Raw genomic sequence first — 21,571 nt, forward strand, 5'->3', positions numbered from 1 at the left:
TTTATAGGGGAGAGTTGGTATGTATAAAGGTGTTTTTTACTTGTTCTTTGTCGTGGTTTTTTTGATTGCGTTTGTATTTTCGAATTTTAAAGACAGCTTGCTGACGCACTTTTAAATTGGGTGATTGAATTAGAACATGCACCCTCTTTTCTTCATAACCTAACAGTGTAATAAAAGTTAATGGAGAGGGGATTTAGCATGTTTCATCATCATTGTTGCAGACCAAACGTGATGCCGCCGATTGTCCATCCGACTCATTGCTGTGAACACCATTGTTTTTCTAACACAGTTGTGCCGCATATTCATCCGCAACATACAACTAACGTAAATCACCACAACTTTGAGCACGTTCATTACTATCCGCACACTTTTTCAAATGTTGACCCGACAACTCACCAGCATTTTCAGTGCGGAAGCCCTTGCTGCGATCATTAGTATTGAACGCTTAAGCAAGATCGGTTAGGATATCAGCAAATCAAAATGGGGCCCGATGGGGAGCCCCATTTTTTAAGCAGGTGATCAATTGAAAGTATTAGCCGTAACAGGATACAAGCCGTTTGAACTCGGGATTTTTAAACAGGATGACCGGGCGCTTGTTTATATAAAAAAGGCGATAGAAACCAGACTCAGAAGCTTCCTTGACGAAGGCTTGGAATGGATTCTCATATCAGGACAGCTGGGGACTGAGCTTTGGGCGGCAGAAACGGCGTACGATCTCAGAGAAGAGTATCCGGAATTAAAGGTTGCCGTTATCACGCCTTTCTACGGCCAGGAGGAAAAGTGGAAGGAGCCGAATAAAGAAATGTATGAAGCGATGCTTGCTCAGGCAGATTATGAGGAGAGCCTGACGCATCGGCCGTACGAAAGTCCGCTCCAATTCCGGCAGAAAAACGCGTTCTTTATTGAAAAGTCAGATGCGCTTTTGCTTTTATATGATCCTGAAATGGAAGGATCGCCGAAATATATGCTGCAGCAGGCAGAAAAACGCCGTGAAACAGACGGATATCCGATTTATTCGATTACGATGGATGATCTCCGTGCCGCCGTTGAAGAAGAAGATTTCTTTACATAACACGTCAGAGAATATTTGACAACGGGACGTGTTTCTGAATAAAATATAACATGATGATTCACGATATGAGGTGAAAAAGATGCTTGCTGATAAAGTAAAGCTTTCTGCGAAAGACATTTTGGAAAAAGAATTTAAAACAGGCGTTAGAGGTTACAGACAAGAAGACGTTGACAAATTTTTAGATATGATTATTAAGGATTATGAAACCTTTCATCAAGAAATTGAAGAACTGCAGCAGGAAAATCTGCAGCTGAAAAAACAGCTTGAAGAAGCAAGTAAAAAACAGCCGGTGCAGTCCAATACGACCAACTTTGACATTCTGAAAAGGCTGTCCAACCTTGAGAAACATGTATTCGGCAGCAAACTTTATGACGAATAAGGCAGATACACTTGTCAAATGAGACAAGTTGCTTTATAATGAACAAGTGTTCTTAACGTTCGGGTAATCGCTGCAGATCTTTGAATCTGTAGAGGAAAGTCCATGCTCGCACGGTGCTGAGATGCCCGTAGTGTTCGTGCCTAGCGAAGAAATAAGCTAGGGCAGCCTTGATAGGCTGACGGCAGGAAAAAAGCCTACGTCTCCGGATATGGCTGAGTATCCTTGAAAGTGCCACAGTGACGAAGTCTCATCAGAAATGGTGAGAGTGGAACGCGGTAAACCCCTCGAGCGAGAAACCCAAATTTTGGTAGGGGAACCTTCTTGAAGGAACTGAACAGATAGAAGGACAGAATACTTTCTGTAGATAGATGATTGCCGCCTGAGTACGAGGTGATGAGCCGATTGCAGTACGACGGAACAAAACATGGCTTACAGAACGTTAAACATTATTGATATGACAAATTAGAGCTCTCCTTTAAAGGGGAGCTTTTATCTTGAATGAAACGAAAGCTTAAAAGAGACAGGGTGATACGATGAAGAAGTACACACTAATAGCGACGGCGCCGATGGGAATCGAAGCGATCGTCGCCAAAGAAGTGCGTGATTTAGGTTATGAATGCAAAGTAGACAACGGAAAAGTCATCTTTGAAGGAGATGCGCTTGCGATCTGCCGCGCTAACTTATGGCTGCGGACGGCTGACCGCATCAAGGTACAGGTCGCCGAGTTTCAGGCGAAAACGTTTGATGAGCTGTTTGAAAAAACAAAAGCGATTGACTGGCGCGCGTACATTCCGGAAAACGCAAAGTTCCCCGTTATCGGAAAGTCCGTGAAATCAGTGCTTGCCAGTGTGCCTGACTGCCAGCGGATCGTCAAAAAGGCGATAGCGGAAAAGCTGAAACTTCAATCAGGAAAACAAAATGAATGGATTGAAGAAACGGGCCCTGAGTATAAGGTGGAGATTTCCCTTTTAAAAGATAAAGCCGTACTTACACTGGATTCATCAGGAACAGGCCTTCACAAAAGAGGATACAGGGTTGATCAGGGAGGAGCTCCGATTAAAGAGACGCTCGCTGCCGCGTTAATTCAGTTAACCAACTGGACGCCTGACCGTCCGTTCGTTGATCCGTTCTGCGGTTCCGGCACGATTGCCATCGAAGCCGCTTTAATCGGGCAAAACATTGCTCCCGGTTTTAACCGTGATTTTGTTTCAGAAGACTGGGAATGGATCGGAAAAGAACTGTGGGACAAGGCGCGTCTTGAAGTGGAGGAAAAGGCGAACTATGATCAGCCGCTGCAGATTTTTGCCAGTGACGTGGATCACCGGATGGTAAATATCGCCAAAGAAAACGCAGAAGAAGCGGGACTTGGGGACCTGATTGAATGCAAACAAATGCGGGTGCAGGATTTTACGACAAAACTCGAATTCGGCGTAATCGTCGGAAACCCTCCGTACGGCGAACGGCTCGGCGAAAAAAGGGAAGTCGAGCAGATGTATAAAGAAATGGGCCGGGCATTTGAATCTCTTGATACATGGTCTGTCTACATGTTAACGTCAAATGAACAATTTGAAGAGGCCTACGGAAGAAAAGCAACCAAAAAACGGAAGCTCTTTAACGGTTTTATCAAAACGGATTATTATCAGTACTGGGCTAAAGTGCGGCCGCAGCGGAAAAAGCCGCAACAAAGAGAAGACGCCTGAAACAGCGTCTTCTCCGGCATCTTTACGTTTTATTCTGCCATTACCAGCGGTGCGCTTTTGCGTTGCTCCGTAAAATAATGTTGGTCTGGGACATTTCGGTGTGGCCGTTCACTTGCGATTTAGAGCGTTTCGGCCGCGTCCAATTGTGATGAAACAATTCAGAATGCTGATCTAATCGATCTTTATAACTCATGTAACCATCACTCCCGGGTAGAATAAATTTGTGAAGATGGATATTCGATCGAATATCTGTTGTAGTTTGTGCAGGTCAGGTGAGGATCATTCAGAATGGCATGTATAGAAAGTGAAACATCGGCATAGAATGATGATTATTTCTATTTGAGAGGTGATCTTATTTTATGCTGAACAGCGAGCACTTCAGTAAAATACAAAAGGCGTTAGACGCAACTGCTTTCCGGCTGGAGGAAGCCGGAGCGGAGTTCGGTCCTTCCGCCATGACACACGCACAGGAAGAACTTGAAAATGCGGTAAAACATACACATTCAACAGACCATCCGTTCCTATGTACACATATCATTAATCGGAAATGATCATGACAAAAACTTGGCGAGGCCAAGTTTTTTTGTTGTATTGAAAAGGGTTAAATGATATTATAGATGGTCTGAATGCCGAATAGTTAGGGGTTGGAGTTGGGTGACAACATCACGTTTGCCTTTTGCTTTAACAAAAGAAAAGAATTTTTACGAAGAATTGAACAATTGGATTGGTGACGTGTTTTACGATATCCTTCCCGAGAAAGGCTTTGACCTTCGGGATGAGCAGGTATTTATGGCGTTTCAGCTTGAACGGGCATTTAAAGAGAAAAAGGTCATGTTCGCTGAGGCAGGAGTCGGTACGGGGAAAACGCTGGTGTATCTGCTGTTTGCCATCAGCTATGCCAGATATACGGGTAAACCGGCCATTATCGCATGCGCCGATGAAACGTTAATTGAACAGCTTGTCAAAAAAGAAGGCGACATTTCCAAGCTGACAGAACATTTGGATCTCCAGATTGATACACGGCTGTCCAAATCCCATGAGCAGTATCTGTGTCTGAAAAAGCTTGAGAAAACAATGCAGCGTTCTGATGATGAAAAGTGGCTGGATCTTTATGAGTCGCTGCCTTCATTCGTACACGAATCACAAGCGATGCAGCGCTTTTATCCGTACGGCGACCGCAAACAGTACGCTGATTTGACGAATGAAGAGTGGGCAGGCGTCAGCTATGATTCCTTCCAAGATTGTTTAACTTGTGATATGAGACATAGATGCGGTTTAACACTTTCAAGAGATCATTACAGAAAATCAACGGATCTGATTGTTTGCTCCCATGATTTCTACATGGAGCATGTATGGACGGAAGAATCACGTAAAAGGGAAGGACAGCTGCCGCTTTTGCCGGATCACAGCGCCGTCGTGTTTGATGAAGGACATCTGCTGGAATTCGCCGCGCAAAAAGCGTTAACCTATCGCGTGAAGCAGTCGACGCTCGAGCTGTTTTTAGAGCGTCTGCTTCAAAATGACATCAGAGAGGAATTCGCCGAACTGATTGAAGATGCCCTTGCCGCAAACGATGAGTTTTTCTATGTGCTGTCAGAGGAATCGAAGGAAATCGCCGGCTCTCACCGATTGGACATCCAAAACGACCAGCGCGTTAAGCGTGCGGCTGACGAACTGTGCCGTCTGCTCGATAAAATCGGCGAGGCGCTCGTATTTGAATCGGAAATGTATACGATTGATAAGTACGAGCTGTCAGTTGTAGAAGAATACGTCGAACAAATGGCATATTCGCTGTCGCTGTATCAGAAGGATGCCATCAGCTGGCTTGAAACGCGGGATACAGACTCAACGTTTGTCGTTATGCCGAGAACTGTAGCCGAAGTGCTGGGAGAAAAGGTCTTTTCTAAAAAGATTCCTTATATCTTCTCATCGGCCACTCTTTCTGAGGGCGGTTCATTTGATTATATCGCTGACAGCCTCGGAATCCGTGATCCTTTATCATTCACCGTTGAATCTCCGTACGATTACGAGGAGCAAATGTCTGTTGCGCTTCACGGTGACATGACGTCTGAGCAGAAAACAGCCGAAACGATTGAAACCATTAAGGAGAATGAAGGACGCACCCTCGTTCTTTTCCCTTCCTTTGAAGACATGAAAGAATTTAAAGAACAGGCTGCCGCGTGGGAGCTGCCGTATCCGATATACTACGAAGGTGACGAAGAGATCAGCAGTCTGGTCGAAAAGTTCCAGCGGGATGAAGAATCCGTGCTTTGTTCCGTCCACTTATGGGAAGGTCTTGACATTCCCGGTGACTCGCTCCGGAATGTGACCATTTGGGCGTTGCCGTATCCGCCTCATGACCCCGTGTTCACCGCAAAGCGGAACGGAGCGAAAAAAGATCCGTTTGAGGAAGTTGATCTGCCGTACATGCTCTTGAGAGTCAGGCAGGGAATCGGCCGCCTTATCCGTTCTAATCAGGACAGCGGAACCATATCCATTTATGCGGGCGGAGAAAGTGAACGGGTCCTGGCCGAAGTCAAAAAGATCTTGCCTGTTACACCGAAAATCGTATAAAAACAAAAGCTGCAGGATTCTTATCCTGCGGCTTTTTTAAATCCGGGAAGTTGACTTTATCACGGCATTCCATTAGCCTGTAATTGATAGTGAAAAGGGAGGGAAACGGATATGGATTTACATACATATGAAAAAGAGTTTTTTGATCTGTTAAAAAGAGTATCCCACTATGTCGAAGCCATTGCACTTATGCATTGGGACTTAAGAACGGGAGCCCCGAAAAAAGGCTCTGATGACCGGGCGGAAAGCATCGGACAGCTGTCGGCTGACGTTTTTCAAATCCAGACATCCGACCGGATGAAAGAGCTGATCGACATCCTTCTCGCGCATGCAGAAGAGCTGCCTGAAGATACAGTGAAAGCGGCGGAACTTGCGAAAAAAGATTATGATCATAATAAAAAAATTCCTGAAGATGAGTATAAAGAATATGTCATTTTAACATCGAAAGCTGAAACGGCTTGGGAGGATGCAAAGGCGGCCTCTGATTTCTCTATGTTTGCTCCGTACCTTGAGAAGCTGATTAATTTTAATAAGCGGTTTATTTCGTATTGGGGCTATGAAGATCATCCGTACAACGCATTGCTCGATATTTTCGAACCGGGTGTTACGGTAAAGGTGCTGGATCAGCTGTTTTCTGAATTGAAGGAAGCGATCATTCCGCTTATCAAAAAAGTGACGGAATCCGGCAATAAACCGGACACTTCCTTTATAACGAAAACGTTTCCGAAAGAACAACAAAGAGACCTCTCCTTGTATTTCTTAAAAGAGTTCGGGTATGATTTTGACGGCGGCCGCCTAGACGAGACGGTGCATCCGTTTGCGACGACAATCAACCGGGGCGATGTGCGGGTGACGACCAGATATGACGAAAACGATTTCCGCACGGCAATTTTCGGAACGATTCATGAATGCGGGCATGCGATCTACGAGCAGAATATTGACGAAGCGCTGAGCGGAACGAACTTATCTGACGGTGCATCCATGGGAATTCATGAATCCCAATCGTTATTTTATGAAAACTTTATCGCCAGAAATCAACATTTCTGGACCGCCTATTATGAAAAAATGGTTGAGGCTTCGCCTGATCAATTTCAAGATGTGAAAAGAGAAGATTTTGTACGCGCTGTCAACGAGGCGAAACCGACCTTTATCCGAATTGAAGCCGATGAGCTGACATATCCGCTTCATATTATTATCCGTTATGAAATTGAAAAAGCAATTTTCAGTAATGAAGTGACAGTGGAAGAACTGCCTGCATTGTGGAATCAAAAATATCATGATTATTTAGGCATTACGCCGCCATCTGACGCAAAAGGCATTTTGCAGGACGTACATTGGGCGGGCGGCGATTTCGGCTATTTCCCTTCCTATGCGCTCGGATATATGTATGCGGCACAGCTGAAGCATACCATGCTTGACGATCTGCCTGAATTTGATCAATTAATAGAACGGGGCGACTTTGAGCCGATCAAACAATGGCTGACAGAAAAGGTTCATCAGCACGGAAGACGCAAAATGCCGCTTGACATCATAAAAGATGCAACGGGAGAAGAGCTGAACGTTCAATATCTCATTGAGTATCTCGTCGGTAAATATTCAAATTTATATTTATAAACGAAACACCTGGTATACACCGGGTGTTTTTCTAAAAATTCTAAAAAGACGAATAATCGAAAACCAATTCTTTGTAAAAGTTCGGAAATATTCAAATTTCACTATGCAAAAGAAGTGTATCTTGTTATAATTTGATTAATATCATACGAACACTCATATAATCGCGTGGATATGGCACGCAAGTTTCTACCGGTCACCGTAAATGTCCGACTATGAGTGAGCAATGGAACGGCTTTATTCGGCCGTTGCGTGTAGATCATTCGGCATTGCTTGCTCTTTTTATTGAGAGCGGGCAATGCTTTTTTTATTTTTTATAAGCGGGGGTAATCATTGTGGAAGCATTAAAACGAAAAATAGCAGAAGACGGAATTGTTCTTTCTGATCAAGTGCTGAAAGTGGATTCTTTTTTAAACCATCAAATTGATCCGGTTCTCATGCAGCAGATCGGCCGGGAATTTGCGCGCCGTTTTGAAAAAGACGAGATAACCAAAATCGTCACAATTGAATCTTCGGGCATTGCCCCTGCGGTGATGGCCGGCCTTGAACTCGGCGTTCCCGTCATCTTTGCGAGAAAAAGGAAGTCTCTCACATTAACGGATGATCTGCTGACGGCATCCGTCTATTCTTTCACGAAAAAAACAGAAAGTCAGATTGCAATCTCCGGAAATCATCTGTCGAAAGAAGACCGCGTGTTAATCATTGACGACTTTTTAGCGAACGGACAGGCGGCAGAAGGGCTTTTATCCATCGTAAAACAAGCAGGCGCAGCGGTTTGCGGGATCGGAATCGTCATTGAAAAGTCATTTCAGCCGGGAAGAGATGAGCTGGTGAAAAAAGGATGCCGAGTCGAATCGCTGGCGAGAATTCAATCGCTTGAAGACGGAAAAGTGACATTTGTACAGGAGGTCCGTTCATGAAAAACGGCTATGCCAAAACACTTTCCCTCGGTATCCAGCATGTGCTTGCCATGTATGCCGGCGCCGTCGTCGTTCCTTTAATTGTAGGAGCGGCATTGGGACTGAACGCAGAACAGCTGACATATCTCGTATCAATTGACATTTTTATGTGCGGGGCGGCTACGCTGCTTCAAGTATGGAGGAATAAATTTTTTGGCATCGGCTTGCCCGTTGTGCTCGGCTGTACGTTCACCGCGGTAGCGCCGATTATTTCCATCGGTAAGGAGTACGGGATTTCAGCCATTTACGGAAGCATTTTGGCATCGGGTCTGCTTGTCATTCTGCTGTCGTTTTTCTTCGGTAAGCTCGTATCGTTTTTCCCGCCTGTCGTAACCGGATCTGTCGTAAGAATTATTGATTGAGTACGACATAAACCTAGTTATAGTAGACCTTGATATTCACATTCTTCGTACCATCTCCCAAATCCTCGACCGTATACGTTACATGACTAATGAGCATCTTTAGTATTAAGTTTATCTCAGAGTTAGACATCCCGTCTGTAGACTCAATCATTTCCTGCACTTTATGATGGCTCCATTTTTCTTTTTTTGTCTCAGCGCTAAGAGCATTTTGAAACTCAGTAGATGCAATTAATTCTGCTAAGTCATTTTCAGCTTTTTGAAGTGTTTCTTGTGAAATTTTCAGCTTTTCTTTGTACTCTGTTTTACTGATGTCTCCATCTAAGTACATTTCTTTTATGCGTTCTATTCTTCCTTTTGCCTTTTTAACAGCTTTCTCTCTTAAACCAATAAGCTGAGTTGTATAAGAGTCATCGTTAACATCTTGCTCAGTGGGGGAGAAGAGAGCTTCATTGTATTTTTTTATTTCCTTCATAATCGACTGGAACAATACTTCTTCATGAATTCCTTTTGTTTGTTCGCATTCTTTCGTTCTTTCAGCAGATTTTCGCAAACACTTTCTAACGTGCTTTTTTCTGCCTTTGGGCTGTTCTATAGCTTGAGCTTTATGACAATAAGGACATCTAACAATTCCAGAAAGCCTGTGGGTATTCATATTTAGACGTCTTCCTGCCACTTTATAAGTTCTAAGTTTTTCTATTCTATTCAGGATTAGTGCATGCTCTTCATCAGTTTTCATGGTTTCATGATGACCTTTTGCGATTAATACTTCATCTAAATTTTTATTTTGAACAATACTGTTGTTGCTTTTGCTTTTCTTGTATTTACCGAACCATACATAGCCCCTATGAAAATCGTTGGACAGAATTTCTGAAACAACTTCTCCGTACCAAATAGAGCGGCCGGATGGGGAGGGGACTTTCAGTTCGTTTAACATCTCAGCAATTACTGTGCAAGAATATTCCTCTTCTAAGAACCATTTAATCATCATTCTATATATTTTTTTCTTTTCCTCAACAACAACTGCAGCTTTAATATTCTTGTCCCACTTATAACCGTAAGGAACTGACCCTGAATGCAGTCTACCTTCTCTTGTAGCATTTTTCTTTCCGTTAATCGTTCTCCGTTTTATTGCTCTATATTCACTTCGAGCAATTATTGATTCAAACTCGGAAAGCATTTCGTCGCCTTCGATTGATAAATCATATGTTTTTTTGGGCGTAATAAACAATGTCCCACTCTGCTTAAATGCTTCAAGGATACGCCCGGAGTCAATTTGTGATCCCCTGGAAAGCCTGTCCATTGCTACAGCACAAACTGCGTCAAACTCGCCATTTTCAATTCTGGGCAACAACATTGAGAACATTGGTCGTTCATCAATAGTCTCACCTGAGACAACTTCCTCAAACCACTGAACATTTTTAAAGTTCTCTCTTTTTATGAGATATTCTAGCTCATTTCTATGTTTGGCGAGCGTATCTTCTGAATCTCTGTCTTCTCTGGATTTTCTTGAGTAAACTGCTATTCTTGAATTTTCGTGTAATGCCAAGTATTTCATCCTTTCTTCTTATTGTAAGTGTAGTTAGATTATATCATGCACATTGGAATTTCTTTATAAAATCCTCATTTTAACGAAACATTTTAGATCAGCTTGCTTATTAATCTAATTTAAAGTATCCTAATTGATGTATCATAGGGGTTTAACAGCCACTATAGACCACAGAGTCCCTCACAGCGCTCTGTGGTTTTTTATTTAGATAGAGAATATGCCCAAATAAAAAAGAAGCCTCAGAGGGCTTCAAATTGATTAATTCTTCTCACATGCAAAATTGTCATTATCGCGATCCATTTTAGATGTATAGGCAGGGTGAGTGCTTGGTACACCGTGCGGATATTTCTTTCTCAGCTCTGTGCAGTTTGCAAAGTGTTCTGTTCCTCCAGCAGAAGGGGAGGCTTGTGCAGAGTTAGAAGAGCTGCTTGATGCTGAACTGCTTGAATTTGAATTGCTAGGGTTCGATTTATGTGTCTCGGATTGGTGTGTTGTAACTGACTTTTGAGCCGGCTTAGATACACTTACTGATTTCTTCGGTTTCGTTACGCAGCCATTAAATCCTTTATCAGTCGCATATCCATGCTTACTCCAAATCTTCAAGTCTTTATCTTTCGCAGCTTGCTCATCTTTCTTATACGTGTCTAAATACTTCGTGTTTGGCTCATATACATAAGCTACTCGTGCTAATCCTTCTTTAAGCAGTGTTTCTTGTACTGATTTGCCATCCACATAAACGTAAGCCAGCAATCTGCCATACTTGTCTGTACGATCTCCTTTATCAAACTCCAGTTGAAGTTTTCCCTTGTTAACCAGCTGTTTGTTTCTTGCTGAAGCATCCTCACCATATGGTTGTACGCAAGAGTTTGGCTTTTTAGTCTCAGGTGTGTCGACAAGTAAATAACGTACTGTTTTGAGTTCGCCTTTATAGTTAACTTTAATCGTGTCTCCGTCAACCGTTCTGTTAAGCGTTACATCGACCAGTTTTTTCTTATTTTCAGATGTCTTTTTATCCGACGAATCCTTCTTTGAAGCATTTTCGGCTTTTTCATTTTTGTCATTATTGCTTTTGTCGTTTGATTGAGAGTCTGTCTTTGTCTCTTTTGTATCCTTTTCTTCTTGCTGCGTTGTTTTAGCCTTATCTGAATCTGTTTTATCTGTAGAAGCTGAATCAGACCCACATGCAGCCAAAGAAAAGCTTAGAGATAATGCGCCAATACCTAATAACCATTTCTTCAATGTAATTCCCCCAAATTTGTTTATTCTGTCTTTATATCGGACAAACCTTCCTAATTATAATTATAGAACCAAAGATTGTAAAATTAATTTTAGGTAAACATCTGATTTTGAAAATCGAAGAACCTAAAACTATGGTAAAATTTAGAAAAGATTAATTAAGTGGAAAGGAGACAGATATGAAAGTATTTGAAGCATCCTCGTTAATCTCAGCAGCGGAGAAACGAGCAAAAGAATACGATCAGATTAGAGAACAATTTATCAATCTCAGAAAAGCGTTTCAGGGAATGGCTGACTTAGACGATAGTGAGTTTTCAGGCAAAGGCGCTGACAACATTAAAGCATTCTTCCAAGATCACGCTGGTGTTACAGACAGCTGGCTTGATCTGATCGATATGAAGATTGCTTTTCTTAACAGTATTTCAGGAAAAGTAGCTGATGCCGGATTAGCCGATTCGTTTGTGGAAGAGTCATTTTTAGAACATGAGTTGATTCATGCGAAGAATAAATCAAAAGCCATCATGCAAGAGCAGCGGAATGAAATGAGGGATATTCTTAATGAGATAAGTGATATTGTTCATCTTGATGTTTTCTCTACAGAGGATGTCGATCAAAAGCTGGATTCAGCAGACAAAAAACGGGACGATACTGTACATAAGCTCGGCAAGCTTGATCATGATCTAACGAAAGAATACGCAGAAACCGAAGCAAACGAACAGTTCATCCAAGCCGACTTCCAGCAGCTCCAAAATGCCACGGGCAAAGGGAAAAACGCAACACCACTTCACTATAATGCCGAGGCGTACAGAGAAAGTGACATACATAAGAAAAAAGGCGAGATTGCAAGACACTCAGACACATATTTAACGATTAAGAAGGAAGAAGCGAAAGAGCGGGAAATCAAGGATTTGGAGAAAAAGCTCGCCGATGGAGTAACTGATCCGGATGAATACTTAGAGATTGCGAAAAAGATCGGTTACGAGAACCTTGAACCTTCCCAACAGCAATATGTGATCCAGCTTGAACAAGCAAAACAGATGGAAGAAGCCGGAGAAGTGACTTGGGATATTTTAAAAGGGGCCGGCGTTGGTTTATATGATGTCGGGAAAGACACGGTAACAGGTTTATGGCAGCTGATCAGCAAGCCTGATGAAGTTATCGAAGGTATCATAGGGGCAGTTGCTCACCCAATTAACACGTATAATGCCATTTCAACAGCTATTGAGGAATCGTATCAAAAAGATATGGTGAACGGGGATGCTTACTCCAGATCAAGATGGGTGACATATGCGGTCAGTTCAGTGGCTGTTGCTGTCGTCGGAACGAAAGGCGCAGGAGCCGTTAACAAAGCAGATGCAGCAGGCAAGGTCATAAACAAGGTAGGGCAGACAGGTACGAAATTGAAGGATGTTAAAATTCCGGATTTACTGCCATATAATCCAAAGTATAACCTTGCTCTGACAGGTGACGTGCCATACAATGTAGTGGACGGAGCAAACTTAAAAAATCAACTAATGAGTTTTGCTAAAAGGTCAGATAAAGAAGTAAAACCTTTCGATGTCGTAGATTATAGACCAAGTAACAGTCCTTTAGAGAATCATCACGGTGTAATGGATGTATGGGCTAAACATAATGTTCCGAATTATGTGAGTAGAGGTAGTAATACGCCAACAGTAGCTTTAACTAAGGAACAACACAACGCTACCAAGAAAGTATATAGAGAATGGTTGTTCGAAAAAACAGGGAAGAAAGTTGGCGGCAAAGTAAACTGGAAAGAAGTATCCCCTAGAGAAATACAAGAACTTACTGAGAAGATGTTTGATGCTGCTAATGTTCCTAAAGAAGCGAGACAGCAATATTATAATGCATTTAATCAATACAATTTTAGAAAGTAGGTGTAGACTTGAGTATTCATATGTTAATCAAGAAGATTGCTTCTACACTAGACTGCCGGCTGTTGGAAGTTGACGGTCTCCCGACAATAGACGAGAAGCATCAACTACCAAGAGATGTTAGTGAATTTTATGAACAATGCGGTGGAGCAGTTTTATATGAAAATGCGGATTATCCAATATATATAGTACGACCAACTGAGTTTAAATTGGCTAATCCCGTTATTGTTGGGGAACTTTGTGAAGAAGACATTTCCTCCGAGTGGTATATTGTTTGTACGGATGGAAAAGGAGAATATCTGACAATTGATTTAAATGAAGATCGTAAAGGTAAGTGTTACGACAGCTTTTTTGATCGACATGGAATTGTTGGTGAAACACAGGTAATAGCCACTTCATTTACTGATTTAATACAGCGACTGCTTGAGAATAAGGGTGAGCACTGGTATTGGTTAAGGGATGATTTTAGTACATTGGGTGATGCATATGATGGAGACTGAGCTAAACAATCTATATAAAGAGATTGCAGAAACAATAAATGAAATGATCCCCGAACAATGGGAAAAGTTTTGGTTTTATGCACAAGTTTCGGAAACAGGAGGAGGAACTTATTTTTATTACAATACTCCTGACGAGCCACAAAATTACAAGTATAGCTTAGAAGTACCTTTTATTTTCACAATTGATGAAGATGACTTTACTGAGAAAAAGAGAAAGTTGTTTGATCTGAGTGAGAGGCTACGAGAAGTATTCAAGGAGAACGATCAAGAATTATGGTATTCGTTTACGTTAAGCCTTGAAAGAACAGGCAAATTAAATATCAGTTTTGATTACACTGATTGGTTCAGCACTGATTACAGCTTCAGTGATCAACACATCATTTGGAAACATAAGTATCTAGGTGAGGAACCGTCTGATGCGTCTCTAAAAGGGATAATTGATAAATATAAAGCTGATTATCCTGAAAACCCGATCTAAGTGGGGATTTTGGAATGAGTATACACGATATCACTGAAAAGATGAACAAATTTAATTTAAAGTATTACGCATCAAGCAATGAACAAAGAAGCAAAAGAAAAATCAAAGCATTTGAAAACGAATTAAACGTAAATCTTGATGAGGTGTACAAAGAATTCGTTGTAAGATATGGCGGAAGCACGATACAGGCAGATAATGTTTTATTTCCAAGCTTAGAAGAGAATCCATTGGCTAGTAATAATCATTTAAGATTAGGGCTATTTTATGGGTTTGGGGTAGACGATGCTGACTTTGATGTTATATCAATGACAGTTACTTATGAAGAACAAATGCCAGACTGGATTATCCCGATTGCTGATGGCGATGGAGGAGACCAGGTTTGTCTGGGTGTGAAAGGAGAGGCAACAGGGAAAGTTTATTTTTGGGATCATGAACTGACAAATGGAATAAAAGACACATTTTTGGTCGCAAATTCTTTCTCTGACTTCATTCAAAGTCTGTTTATTGAAGAGACAACAGATGAGGACGATGGTATTTTATCTATTGAGCTAGATGATGATTTATTAAACAGTTAAGCAAAAGTATTGCAATTGCGATGAGGAAGCAGCAATAAGTGTCCTTAGACAAAGTAAAAGTGGTTTAATCCATAAAGCAATAGTATTGCAAATACCATTTTTATGTGGTTATAATTAGTGTAGGTAATACAGTTATATGATTATTTTATGCATTTTGATTTATGAAATGCATAAAATAAAAAGACCAGGGTGCTACCAACACCCCGGTTCTGTACAAAAAGCTACCCATCAAAGGGCTTGCTCAGCGGTTATTCGTGATAGACCTGTCCCTTCAGGATTCCAGTCTCAAGGGAGGTCTATTTTTTATTTATATACGTCAACAGGGCAATTATAAACGACCCGAATGCAAGCATTAACATTAATGCCTGAAATGTTGACATAAGCATCACCCCCTTTCGTAGGGGATGAGCAAGACTCCCTTGAGTGAGCATGCTTTAATGTACAGGAATCATTATACACTAATTCCAAATATATGTCTGTGATTATAGGAATCAGATTACCAAGCTGAAACAGTCAATTGAAAATCAAAGTTTGATGATTAAGACAATATCATGTAATCTTTATTGTGTAAGTGCATCATGGCTCTTATGATTTTAAATTGTTGAAATTAACTAAGGGAGAATCTGGCGTTGGAATTTACTTTAGCTAAACAGGTTTTAAAGTTTTCATTAACAAGTGGAAAAAGGGCAGAAATAAATGTGCCACCAGTGCTCAATAAACAAGACATTAAGATATTAAAAAGCCAATTAAGTGTTATGGAGATGCAAACAAAAATATCTAATGAAGATATGAAAAGAAAAAGGATTAGAAAAACTAAAATAAGCAGGATATAAAAAATAGCCCGTCATTTGCGTGATCCGAAAGAAAAGGAACACTTTGTGCCGGAGTTTTTAAGTGTGAAAATAAATTACTATGTCCCCCCTTACAAGCATACATTGTGATATGTAAGGGGGGATTTTTCTTGCCTAGATACCGGAGAGCTCTTCGCAAGAGAGGGCCTTTGCCTTTTCGGTATGTGCTTCTTCTGTCGTTTTCTTTTTTTATCATATCGACGGTCATCAGCCTCTGGATGATCAACTCCTCAATCAAACCGGTGCTGATGAACATAGGAGAAATGGAAACCAAACGGGTGGCGACAGAGGTCATTACGGAATCCATTGAAGAATACATGTCTCACAGCGACAATGTGAAAGATATGGTCGATATGAAAACGGATGAAAACGGAAAAGTCACAACGATGGATTTTAATACACAAATGGTCAACAGTATGAAGGCGAAAGTGACAAAGCAGCTTCAGGCTCATCTGAAGGAAGTGGAGTCGAACAATAAGCAGCATGAAACAGAAAAAGGCGCGAAAACGGCCGATGCAATTATGATTGATATTCCTTTAGGGCAGGTCACGGGAAACAGCATTCTCGGAAATCTTGGGCCGAAAATCCCCGTGCGCTTTAACTTGATCGGTGATGCGTTAACTGATGTGAAAACAAAAATAAAGCCGTACGGCATCAACAATGCCCTGATTGATATCAGCATCTTTGTGGAAATTAAAGTGAAGGTCATTATTCCGTTTGCCAGTAAGACATCTGTCGTGACAAATAATATTCCAGTCTCCATTAAAGCGATTCAAGGAGAGGTGCCACAGTTTTATAACGGAAGCGGCGGGTCAGGTGTGACGCCTTCCATTCAGCTACCGAATAAAAAACAAGAGAAATCCGGAGCCGATAAAGACAAATAAAGACACACAGCTGCCAGAAAATAATGCGGCTGTGTGTTTACTTTTTTCTGCGGATTTCTTTTCGCTCCCATGCCTATTGGAGAGAATTCAATGTCTCGACTAGAGTAGACCATAAAGATATTTAATGAATAGTCATTTCCAACAATTACATCGAACTATTGTTCTTATTTATATTGAACAAAGAACATTTGTTCTGTTAATATTAGATCAATAAAGGAGTGATTCAAAATGCTTAGAGATCGAGGAACAATCAAATGGACTTCCATGATGCTTCCAGAACATTTAACGCAATTAAAACAGGACTTGTTAGATGTTTCGAAAATGGAGAAGCCATCTTTAGATGAACAGCAAATTGAGGAGATTGACATCTTGGTTTCTGAAGCAATGGCATTCAATAAAGAACTGAAGTTTAAACTCTTTAAAGAAGGAATTGCCGAGGATTTAATCGGTACAGTTCAATATCTCAATTACGAACAACACAAATTACATGTAAAAGATCATCACGATCAAACCGTATACATCACCATGAATGACATCATAGGAGTTGCTTACAATGATTGATTACTCACAGTTTCCACGTAAAAATATACTTTGTGTAGATATGAAATCCTTTTATGCTTCGGTTTCAGCTGTAACAATGGGATTGAATCCAATGACATGTTATCTCGCTGTAGTCGGAAACACGGATAGACAGGGGAGTGTTGTCTTAGCAGCGTCTCCTGCACTTAAAAAAGATTATGGAATCAAGACTGGCTCCCGGCTATTTGAGATTCCAGATGATCCAAGAATTCACATAGTAAACCCGCAAATGAAACTTTTCATCAGAGTTTCAACTGAAATAACTAAATTGTTTTACAGGTTCGTTCCTGAAACATGTGTACACACGTACTCAATTGATGAATCTTTTTTAGATGCAGGAAAAGAAAATCCTGAAGTCATGGCAGAAGCAATTCAGAGCAGTATGAAGAGAGAGTTCGGCTTAGTTTGTACTGTTGGCATTGGCGACAATATGCTGCTGAGTAAGTTAGCTCTTGATTTAGAGAGCAAGAAAACAAAGACTGGGATTGCACGGTGGAGGTATGAAGATGTTCCGAAAAAACTTTGGCGTGTTCATCCGTTATCTGAAATGTGGGGAATAGGAGGGAGGATGGAAAGGAATTTAAACCGAATGGGGATTGCGACTGTTGGCCAATTAGCCAATTATCCATTAGAGCTGCTTGAAAAACGTTTCGGCATTATGGGGAATCAGCTTTATTATCATGCCCATGGAATTGACCTTTCTGAAATTGGAGCTCCTTTAATGCAGGGGCAAATAAGCTACGGGAAAAGTCAGATATTACTTAGAGATTATACGAAGAAAGAGGATATCAAAGTAGTCCTCTTGGAGATTTGTGAAGAGGTTGCACGAAGAGCACGAACACATAACAAAGTAGGGCGTACGATCAGCTTAGGAATTGGTTACAGTAAAGATGAGTTCGGCGGTGGCTTTCACAGATCTAAAACAATTGATTTGCCTACGAATATCACAATGGATATTTATCGATACTGCTTGATTTTGTTTGATAAGTTCTATACAGGAAAAACAGTAAGAAGTATTTCAGTTACTTTATCCAATATTGAAGACGATGTGAATCAGCAATTAAGTCTGTTTGAAAAGGATAATGAGAAGAGAAGGAAGCTTGGATTTGTGATGGACGGGATAAGAAATAAATACGGATCTAAAGCGATCTTACGAGCTGTTTCATATACACCTGGTGGAACAGCATTGCAAAGAGCAGGTTTGACTGGTGGACATAAGTCATGAGAACAGAGAGCAGCTCCCTCTGTTCTCCTTACAAAGTTATTAGTTTTTTACGTTTCGGCTCTTTCAGCAACCTTGAACGTATCATTTTGTTGTTGGAGATAGGAAGCACCCAATGTTCCGGCAACGCCGAATAATAGAACTGCACAGATAAATAGTTTAGTTTTCATATTGCTTCTCCCCTTTTGATTTGTCTTCTTGCTTCATTTGCCAAACGATAAAATTCAACTGCACCCCAAGCATCCTGTTTTCCAGTGAGAAAATCTGCTACAGAGACACCATAACTTTCCATGTCAGGGTATATACCTCTTTCTTTGAAGAACTCGAATGTTTTCCTAACTAAGTCTAAATCATAGTCCAAGAAAAGTCCTTTAACCATTTTTAACTTTTCAAGTACCATTTCATTGTTATGCCGTTCAGCCAGCTGTTTGGCCTGTTCATAAAATTTTTTTGCGTTTTCAACGTCATTTTGCCTTCCCTTTAAGAAGGAGATAACAAATAATGTTTTAGCAGCGTAATCATGATTTTCCGGCTCAATGATTTGAAGTGACTTATTAAAGTGAAAAAATGCTTTATCAAGTTCTTCCATTTGATTATAACACAATCCAATATTAAACAGTGCTGAACGCATCAAATGCCCACGATTCTTTTCACTTTTGTTTAGCTCTACTGCCTCCTGATACGCTTTGTATGCTTGCTTTAAAGCTTCATCAAACTTCATACTGTCCAGCAAATTACCAAATATGACGAATTGACAGCGCACCTTTTGTACCCCGTATGTAGGGTTCCCGTCAATAGCAGGTTGTTTTTTAAATATATCGTAAGCCCTCATGGCATAATTCATTGAAAAATAAGTCTGTTTCATATGGTAATACACTTCTGACAATTTAAAATAAAATTCAGCTTTTTCAACTTCAATATCTCCACTCTCGATTGAATCCAAATACCTCTCAGCTTGTCTATAGTAATTAAGGGAGAATGTTAACTCTTTTTGTCTGAAATAGAACATGCCCATGAAAAAGTAATAGTAATATTCCAGCATTCCTGTTAAATTTCCATGACCTTCATATTCTTTTAGCTCGCCATAATTTTTCTCAATGTCTTTTATAGCGTTAGGATACATATATGCCAACATTAGCTTATGTCTAAACTCAAGTAGGGAGAAGTATAGTAAAACATCTTGATTTTCTTCCATAACTTTTATTTCCTGCATAACTTCTTTACGCATTTCTTCTGCTCTACCGACCCAATTCTTTTTAATAGCCACATACCAATGATTCATCTTTGTTGCTACTAAATCATAAGGAATGACTTTTTCACTCTTCAAGTCCTAAACCCCTTTCATATCCATTTTATTATATAGTTGCATTAGAGGAAAGAAATGTAAAGGGGATTTGAGTGAAAATTAAAAACAAATCAATAATTTGTTTATGACCGAAACGAAAAAAATACCCTCCTCGTTAGAGAAGGGTACGTTATCAGTTTGCTGTTGCTTTCAGTGAGGCAAGCCACTCATCCAATGTTCCTGAGAAACCTTGTTGAACGGCTAATTCATATGCTGATTTTCCATCTTTACCGGCAGCGCCAGTAGCACCTTTAACCCCGGTTGCACCTGTAGCTCCAGTATCGCCTTTTTCACCTTTTAATGAAGCTAACCATTCCTCTACAGTTCCTGAAAAACCATTGTCTACTGCAATATCATAAGCAGACTTCCCAGTGACAATTGAGACATTAACCATTGGATTGAAGAAACTCATTTATGCGCCCCCAAAAAATTATATGTTATTCCTGACTCAGAAATTTTGAAGCTTGTGATAGGTGAATCATGAGCGTCCATTTGAAAGCCTTGTCCAGCTCTTAAATAGATAGGATCACTGCCATTGATTGATACGTGGCATTCCTGATCATTCGAAAAGCTGAATTTATAGAAAGAATATTTAATCGTCCAGGTTGCAGGTGGGGAAGGGATTACTTCATGGTTAGATTCTGACTTCTCAAGCATTGGACTCCCGATATATCCAGATCCTATTTGCATGGCCAACAATCATTCCTTTCTTAATTAAAAATGAAAAAAAGGGGAGATGAACTCCCCCGAGTTATTTTGGTTCTGTGTATTCCATTGCTTGATCACTGTCTGAGATACCTGTAGTGGTTGGATCCACTACAACCCCCATTGCAGTTAAAAACGTAAGTAAAGCATTAAATTTCTCAGTGAGATCATCACTAAATACAGAAATATCGTATCCGAAAGCAGATGCAATAGCTTGTGCAAACAAAAGAGTTGCAGAGAAGATTGCAACCAGGAATGTTTTCTTTTTAAGTCTTACTTTCCAGTTAATTTTAGTCATGAAATTCGCTCCTGTTCATTTTATTTAAGGCCAAAATGTATGAGTAACCAGGCTGCGACAATAGTCGCAATTACACTGGGCAGTACCTTAAACACAAGGTCTTTAGTAAACTGAGAGGGATCAATTTTGCGAGTAGAATCAGAGCGTTCCAATATTTCAACTCGATTGTCCAGTTTTTCATATGATTTACTCAGATTTTTTAAACTGTTGCTCATTTCGTTCAGAGTGCTGAACTGTTCTCTCGATTGTGCTTGAGAATCCTTATTAATTTCGACTTGCTGCTCAACAAGCGTAGCAATACGACCAATAACATTTGTTCTTTCTTCAAGAGAGTCAATTTTGTTATCAGTGTGCTTAGCTTTTTCTTCAAGTGCACTTAATCTTGAAATGGTGCTTTGCTCAAAGTTATCCATTTGTCACCAACCTTTGATAAAATAGAAAGGTGACATTACATCACCTCCTAAAATAAGAGGATAATCATTGATATACCTCGATCAACAATCATCCTCAAAGATATTTAAATATATTTAGATTTTTGACCCAAACTGACCTGAGATGTAGCCGCGTTTACCTTTATAGATCACTTCCCAGTAACCCTTAGCATTGTTTGAACCTTTCACTGAACCAGAAATGCTGAGTGTGTCACCTAACTTTACGGTGCCAAGATTCTTTGCTTTGTTTTTATCGGGTCTGTCCATAACGATTGCAGCGCTTTTTACACCGACAATTTTAATTTTGCCTGCAGATTTGATACCACTGCTTTTAGGCTTAGAAGTGGATTTAGGCTTTGGGGTTGATTGTCC

At 40.5% G+C, this 21,571-nt stretch carries 23 protein-coding genes, 1 other RNA gene, 4 pseudogenes and 1 riboswitch; of the genes and pseudogenes, 19 read left to right on the top strand and 9 right to left on the bottom strand.

What is annotated here, in order from left to right; all coding sequences use genetic code 11:
- Window positions 1–7: 7 nt before the first annotated feature.
- The 6 genes and pseudogenes from K3G25_RS07300 to K3G25_RS07325 all read left to right on the top strand — a co-directional run.
- A pseudogene (locus K3G25_RS07300) lies at window positions 8–115 on the top strand (hypothetical protein); the annotation flags it as partial.
- Window positions 116–198: 83 nt separating this feature from the next.
- Entirely contained in the window at window positions 199–435 is a 237-nt protein-coding gene (gene cotD / locus K3G25_RS07305) for a spore coat protein CotD (protein ID WP_003153539.1), read from the top strand.
- Between the two features lie 88 nt (window positions 436–523).
- The gene (locus tag K3G25_RS07310) at window positions 524–1,072 is read left to right on the top strand and encodes an SLOG family protein (RefSeq protein WP_022553049.1); all 549 of its coding nucleotides are present in this window, start codon (window positions 524–526) and stop codon (window positions 1,070–1,072) included.
- A 79-nt stretch (window positions 1,073–1,151) separates the two neighbouring features.
- A complete protein-coding gene (gene gpsB / locus K3G25_RS07315) occupies window positions 1,152–1,451 on the top strand; it encodes a cell division regulator GpsB (RefSeq protein ID WP_003153541.1) in 300 nt (99 codons plus the stop codon).
- A 55-nt stretch (window positions 1,452–1,506) separates the two neighbouring features.
- Window positions 1,507–1,888, top strand: an RNA gene (gene rnpB, locus K3G25_RS07320) — RNase P RNA component class B.
- Between the two features lie 96 nt (window positions 1,889–1,984).
- Window positions 1,985–3,151, top strand: coding sequence for a THUMP domain-containing class I SAM-dependent RNA methyltransferase (locus tag K3G25_RS07325; protein ID WP_022553050.1), 1,167 nt, complete (start codon window positions 1,985–1,987; stop codon window positions 3,149–3,151).
- A 40-nt stretch (window positions 3,152–3,191) separates the two neighbouring features.
- On the opposite strand, the gene K3G25_RS07330 is transcribed toward K3G25_RS07325, so the two are convergent.
- The gene (locus K3G25_RS07330; protein ID WP_003153548.1) at window positions 3,192–3,344 is read right to left on the bottom strand and encodes a YpzG family protein; all 153 of its coding nucleotides are present in this window, start codon (window positions 3,342–3,344) and stop codon (window positions 3,192–3,194) included.
- A 166-nt stretch (window positions 3,345–3,510) separates the two neighbouring features.
- Here K3G25_RS07330 and K3G25_RS07335 point away from each other — a divergent pair, with 166 nt between their 5' ends.
- The 5 genes and pseudogenes from K3G25_RS07335 to K3G25_RS07355 all read left to right on the top strand — a co-directional run.
- Window positions 3,511–3,702 (top strand): hypothetical protein, encoded by a 192-nt coding sequence (locus K3G25_RS07335; protein WP_003153550.1) that lies wholly within the window; start codon window positions 3,511–3,513, stop codon window positions 3,700–3,702.
- 103 nt (window positions 3,703–3,805) lie between these two features.
- Entirely contained in the window at window positions 3,806–5,725 is a 1,920-nt protein-coding gene (locus K3G25_RS07340; protein WP_014721409.1) for an ATP-dependent DNA helicase, read from the top strand.
- Window positions 5,726–5,836: 111 nt separating this feature from the next.
- Entirely contained in the window at window positions 5,837–7,339 is a 1,503-nt protein-coding gene (locus tag K3G25_RS07345) for a carboxypeptidase M32 (RefSeq protein ID WP_014418224.1), read from the top strand.
- Window positions 7,340–7,472: 133 nt separating this feature from the next.
- Window positions 7,473–7,572, top strand: a riboswitch (purine riboswitch).
- A 99-nt stretch (window positions 7,573–7,671) separates the two neighbouring features.
- Window positions 7,672–8,256: a xanthine phosphoribosyltransferase gene (gene xpt / locus K3G25_RS07350; protein ID WP_003153553.1), complete on the top strand. Its 585-nt coding sequence runs from the start codon at window positions 7,672–7,674 to the stop codon at window positions 8,254–8,256.
- A pseudogene (locus tag K3G25_RS07355) lies at window positions 8,253–8,651 on the top strand (solute carrier family 23 protein); the annotation flags it as partial. The gene xpt and the pseudogene K3G25_RS07355, both read left to right, overlap by 4 nt.
- Before the next feature lie 19 nt (window positions 8,652–8,670).
- On the opposite strand, the gene K3G25_RS07360 reads toward K3G25_RS07355, so the two are convergent.
- The 3 genes and pseudogenes from K3G25_RS07360 to K3G25_RS20870 all read right to left on the bottom strand — a co-directional run.
- On the bottom strand, window positions 8,671–10,212 hold the full coding sequence (locus tag K3G25_RS07360; protein WP_232489640.1) for a recombinase family protein: 1,542 nt from the start codon (window positions 10,210–10,212) through the stop codon (window positions 8,671–8,673).
- 249 nt (window positions 10,213–10,461) lie between these two features.
- A pseudogene (locus tag K3G25_RS20865) lies at window positions 10,462–10,566 on the bottom strand (excalibur calcium-binding domain-containing protein); the annotation flags it as partial.
- A gap of 183 nt (window positions 10,567–10,749) precedes the next feature.
- A pseudogene (locus K3G25_RS20870) lies at window positions 10,750–11,205 on the bottom strand (thermonuclease family protein); the annotation flags it as partial.
- Between the two features lie 413 nt (window positions 11,206–11,618).
- Between K3G25_RS20870 and K3G25_RS07370 the strand changes: the two are divergent.
- Genes K3G25_RS07370 through K3G25_RS07385 form a run of 4 tightly spaced genes read left to right on the top strand, consistent with a single transcriptional unit; the run spans window position 11,619 to window position 14,884 of the window.
- Window positions 11,619–13,334: a T7SS effector LXG polymorphic toxin gene (locus K3G25_RS07370; RefSeq protein WP_021493641.1), complete on the top strand. Its 1,716-nt coding sequence runs from the start codon at window positions 11,619–11,621 to the stop codon at window positions 13,332–13,334.
- Window positions 13,335–13,342: 8 nt separating this feature from the next.
- Window positions 13,343–13,831: an SMI1/KNR4 family protein gene (locus K3G25_RS07375; RefSeq protein ID WP_014417844.1), complete on the top strand. Its 489-nt coding sequence runs from the start codon at window positions 13,343–13,345 to the stop codon at window positions 13,829–13,831.
- The gene (locus K3G25_RS07380; RefSeq protein WP_021493640.1) at window positions 13,821–14,309 is read left to right on the top strand and encodes an antitoxin YezG family protein; all 489 of its coding nucleotides are present in this window, start codon (window positions 13,821–13,823) and stop codon (window positions 14,307–14,309) included. The genes K3G25_RS07375 and K3G25_RS07380 overlap by 11 nt, the downstream gene beginning before the upstream one ends.
- Before the next feature lie 14 nt (window positions 14,310–14,323).
- Window positions 14,324–14,884 (top strand): SMI1/KNR4 family protein, encoded by a 561-nt coding sequence (locus tag K3G25_RS07385; protein WP_021493639.1) that lies wholly within the window; start codon window positions 14,324–14,326, stop codon window positions 14,882–14,884.
- Window positions 14,885–15,180: 296 nt separating this feature from the next.
- Here the strand turns inward: K3G25_RS07385 and K3G25_RS07390 are convergent, their stop codons facing one another.
- Window positions 15,181–15,270, bottom strand: a complete 90-nt coding sequence (locus K3G25_RS07390) for a putative holin-like toxin (protein ID WP_076982784.1) — start codon at window positions 15,268–15,270, stop codon at window positions 15,181–15,183.
- A gap of 243 nt (window positions 15,271–15,513) precedes the next feature.
- Between K3G25_RS07390 and K3G25_RS07395 the strand changes: the two genes are divergently transcribed.
- The 4 genes from K3G25_RS07395 to K3G25_RS07410 all read left to right on the top strand — a co-directional run bounded on the left by K3G25_RS07395 (window position 15,514) and on the right by K3G25_RS07410 (window position 18,423).
- Window positions 15,514–15,717 (top strand): hypothetical protein, encoded by a 204-nt coding sequence (locus K3G25_RS07395; RefSeq protein WP_021493638.1) that lies wholly within the window; start codon window positions 15,514–15,516, stop codon window positions 15,715–15,717.
- A gap of 128 nt (window positions 15,718–15,845) precedes the next feature.
- Window positions 15,846–16,619 (top strand): sporulation protein YunB, encoded by a 774-nt coding sequence (gene yunB / locus K3G25_RS07400; protein ID WP_021493637.1) that lies wholly within the window; start codon window positions 15,846–15,848, stop codon window positions 16,617–16,619.
- A 228-nt stretch (window positions 16,620–16,847) separates the two neighbouring features.
- Window positions 16,848–17,180 carry a YolD-like family protein gene (locus K3G25_RS07405; RefSeq protein ID WP_021493636.1) on the top strand — a complete coding sequence of 111 codons (333 nt, stop codon included), beginning with the start codon at window positions 16,848–16,850 and terminating at the stop codon, window positions 17,178–17,180.
- Window positions 17,173–18,423: a Y-family DNA polymerase gene (locus tag K3G25_RS07410; RefSeq protein ID WP_232489641.1), complete on the top strand. Its 1,251-nt coding sequence runs from the start codon at window positions 17,173–17,175 to the stop codon at window positions 18,421–18,423. The genes K3G25_RS07405 and K3G25_RS07410 overlap by 8 nt, the downstream gene beginning before the upstream one ends.
- Before the next feature lie 163 nt (window positions 18,424–18,586).
- On the opposite strand, the gene K3G25_RS07415 is transcribed toward K3G25_RS07410, so the two are convergent.
- From K3G25_RS07415 to K3G25_RS07430, 4 genes are all read right to left on the bottom strand, one after another.
- Window positions 18,587–19,747, bottom strand: a complete 1,161-nt coding sequence (locus tag K3G25_RS07415; RefSeq protein ID WP_014417849.1) for a response regulator aspartate phosphatase — start codon at window positions 19,745–19,747, stop codon at window positions 18,587–18,589.
- Window positions 19,748–19,898: 151 nt separating this feature from the next.
- The gene (locus K3G25_RS07420; RefSeq protein ID WP_022553060.1) at window positions 19,899–20,177 is read right to left on the bottom strand and encodes a hypothetical protein; all 279 of its coding nucleotides are present in this window, start codon (window positions 20,175–20,177) and stop codon (window positions 19,899–19,901) included.
- Between the two features lie 339 nt (window positions 20,178–20,516).
- Window positions 20,517–20,768 (bottom strand): phage holin, encoded by a 252-nt coding sequence (locus K3G25_RS07425; RefSeq protein ID WP_014470077.1) that lies wholly within the window; start codon window positions 20,766–20,768, stop codon window positions 20,517–20,519.
- 20 nt (window positions 20,769–20,788) lie between these two features.
- Window positions 20,789–21,181 (bottom strand): hypothetical protein, encoded by a 393-nt coding sequence (locus K3G25_RS07430; RefSeq protein ID WP_014417852.1) that lies wholly within the window; start codon window positions 21,179–21,181, stop codon window positions 20,789–20,791.
- Between the last annotated feature and the right edge of the window lie 390 nt (window positions 21,182–21,571).

This window comes from Bacillus sp. FCW2, assembly GCF_021228595.1.
Classification (GTDB): domain Bacteria; phylum Bacillota; class Bacilli; order Bacillales; family Bacillaceae; genus Bacillus; species Bacillus velezensis.

Coding starts and splice junctions, on each gene's coding strand:
- cotD (WP_003153539.1), top strand. CDS start 199: ATGTTTCATCATCATTGTTGCAGACCAAACGTGATGCCGCCGATTGTC.
- K3G25_RS07425 (WP_014470077.1), bottom strand. CDS start 20,768: ATGACTAAAATTAACTGGAAAGTAAGACTTAAAAAGAAAACATTCCTG.
- K3G25_RS07330 (WP_003153548.1), bottom strand. CDS start 3,344: ATGAGTTATAAAGATCGATTAGATCAGCATTCTGAATTGTTTCATCAC.
- K3G25_RS07420 (WP_022553060.1), bottom strand. CDS start 20,177: ATGAGTTTCTTCAATCCAATGGTTAATGTCTCAATTGTCACTGGGAAG.
- K3G25_RS07335 (WP_003153550.1), top strand. CDS start 3,511: ATGCTGAACAGCGAGCACTTCAGTAAAATACAAAAGGCGTTAGACGCA.
- K3G25_RS07380 (WP_021493640.1), top strand. CDS start 13,821: ATGGAGACTGAGCTAAACAATCTATATAAAGAGATTGCAGAAACAATA.
- K3G25_RS07410 (WP_232489641.1), top strand. CDS start 17,173: ATGATTGATTACTCACAGTTTCCACGTAAAAATATACTTTGTGTAGAT.
- K3G25_RS07345 (WP_014418224.1), top strand. CDS start 5,837: ATGGATTTACATACATATGAAAAAGAGTTTTTTGATCTGTTAAAAAGA.
- K3G25_RS07405 (WP_021493636.1), top strand. CDS start 16,848: ATGCTTAGAGATCGAGGAACAATCAAATGGACTTCCATGATGCTTCCA.
- K3G25_RS07385 (WP_021493639.1), top strand. CDS start 14,324: ATGAGTATACACGATATCACTGAAAAGATGAACAAATTTAATTTAAAG.
- K3G25_RS07390 (WP_076982784.1), bottom strand. CDS start 15,270: ATGCTTATGTCAACATTTCAGGCATTAATGTTAATGCTTGCATTCGGG.
- K3G25_RS07360 (WP_232489640.1), bottom strand. CDS start 10,212: ATGAAATACTTGGCATTACACGAAAATTCAAGAATAGCAGTTTACTCA.
- K3G25_RS07430 (WP_014417852.1), bottom strand. CDS start 21,181: ATGGATAACTTTGAGCAAAGCACCATTTCAAGATTAAGTGCACTTGAA.
- gpsB (WP_003153541.1), top strand. CDS start 1,152: ATGCTTGCTGATAAAGTAAAGCTTTCTGCGAAAGACATTTTGGAAAAA.
- K3G25_RS07325 (WP_022553050.1), top strand. CDS start 1,985: ATGAAGAAGTACACACTAATAGCGACGGCGCCGATGGGAATCGAAGCG.
- K3G25_RS07370 (WP_021493641.1), top strand. CDS start 11,619: ATGAAAGTATTTGAAGCATCCTCGTTAATCTCAGCAGCGGAGAAACGA.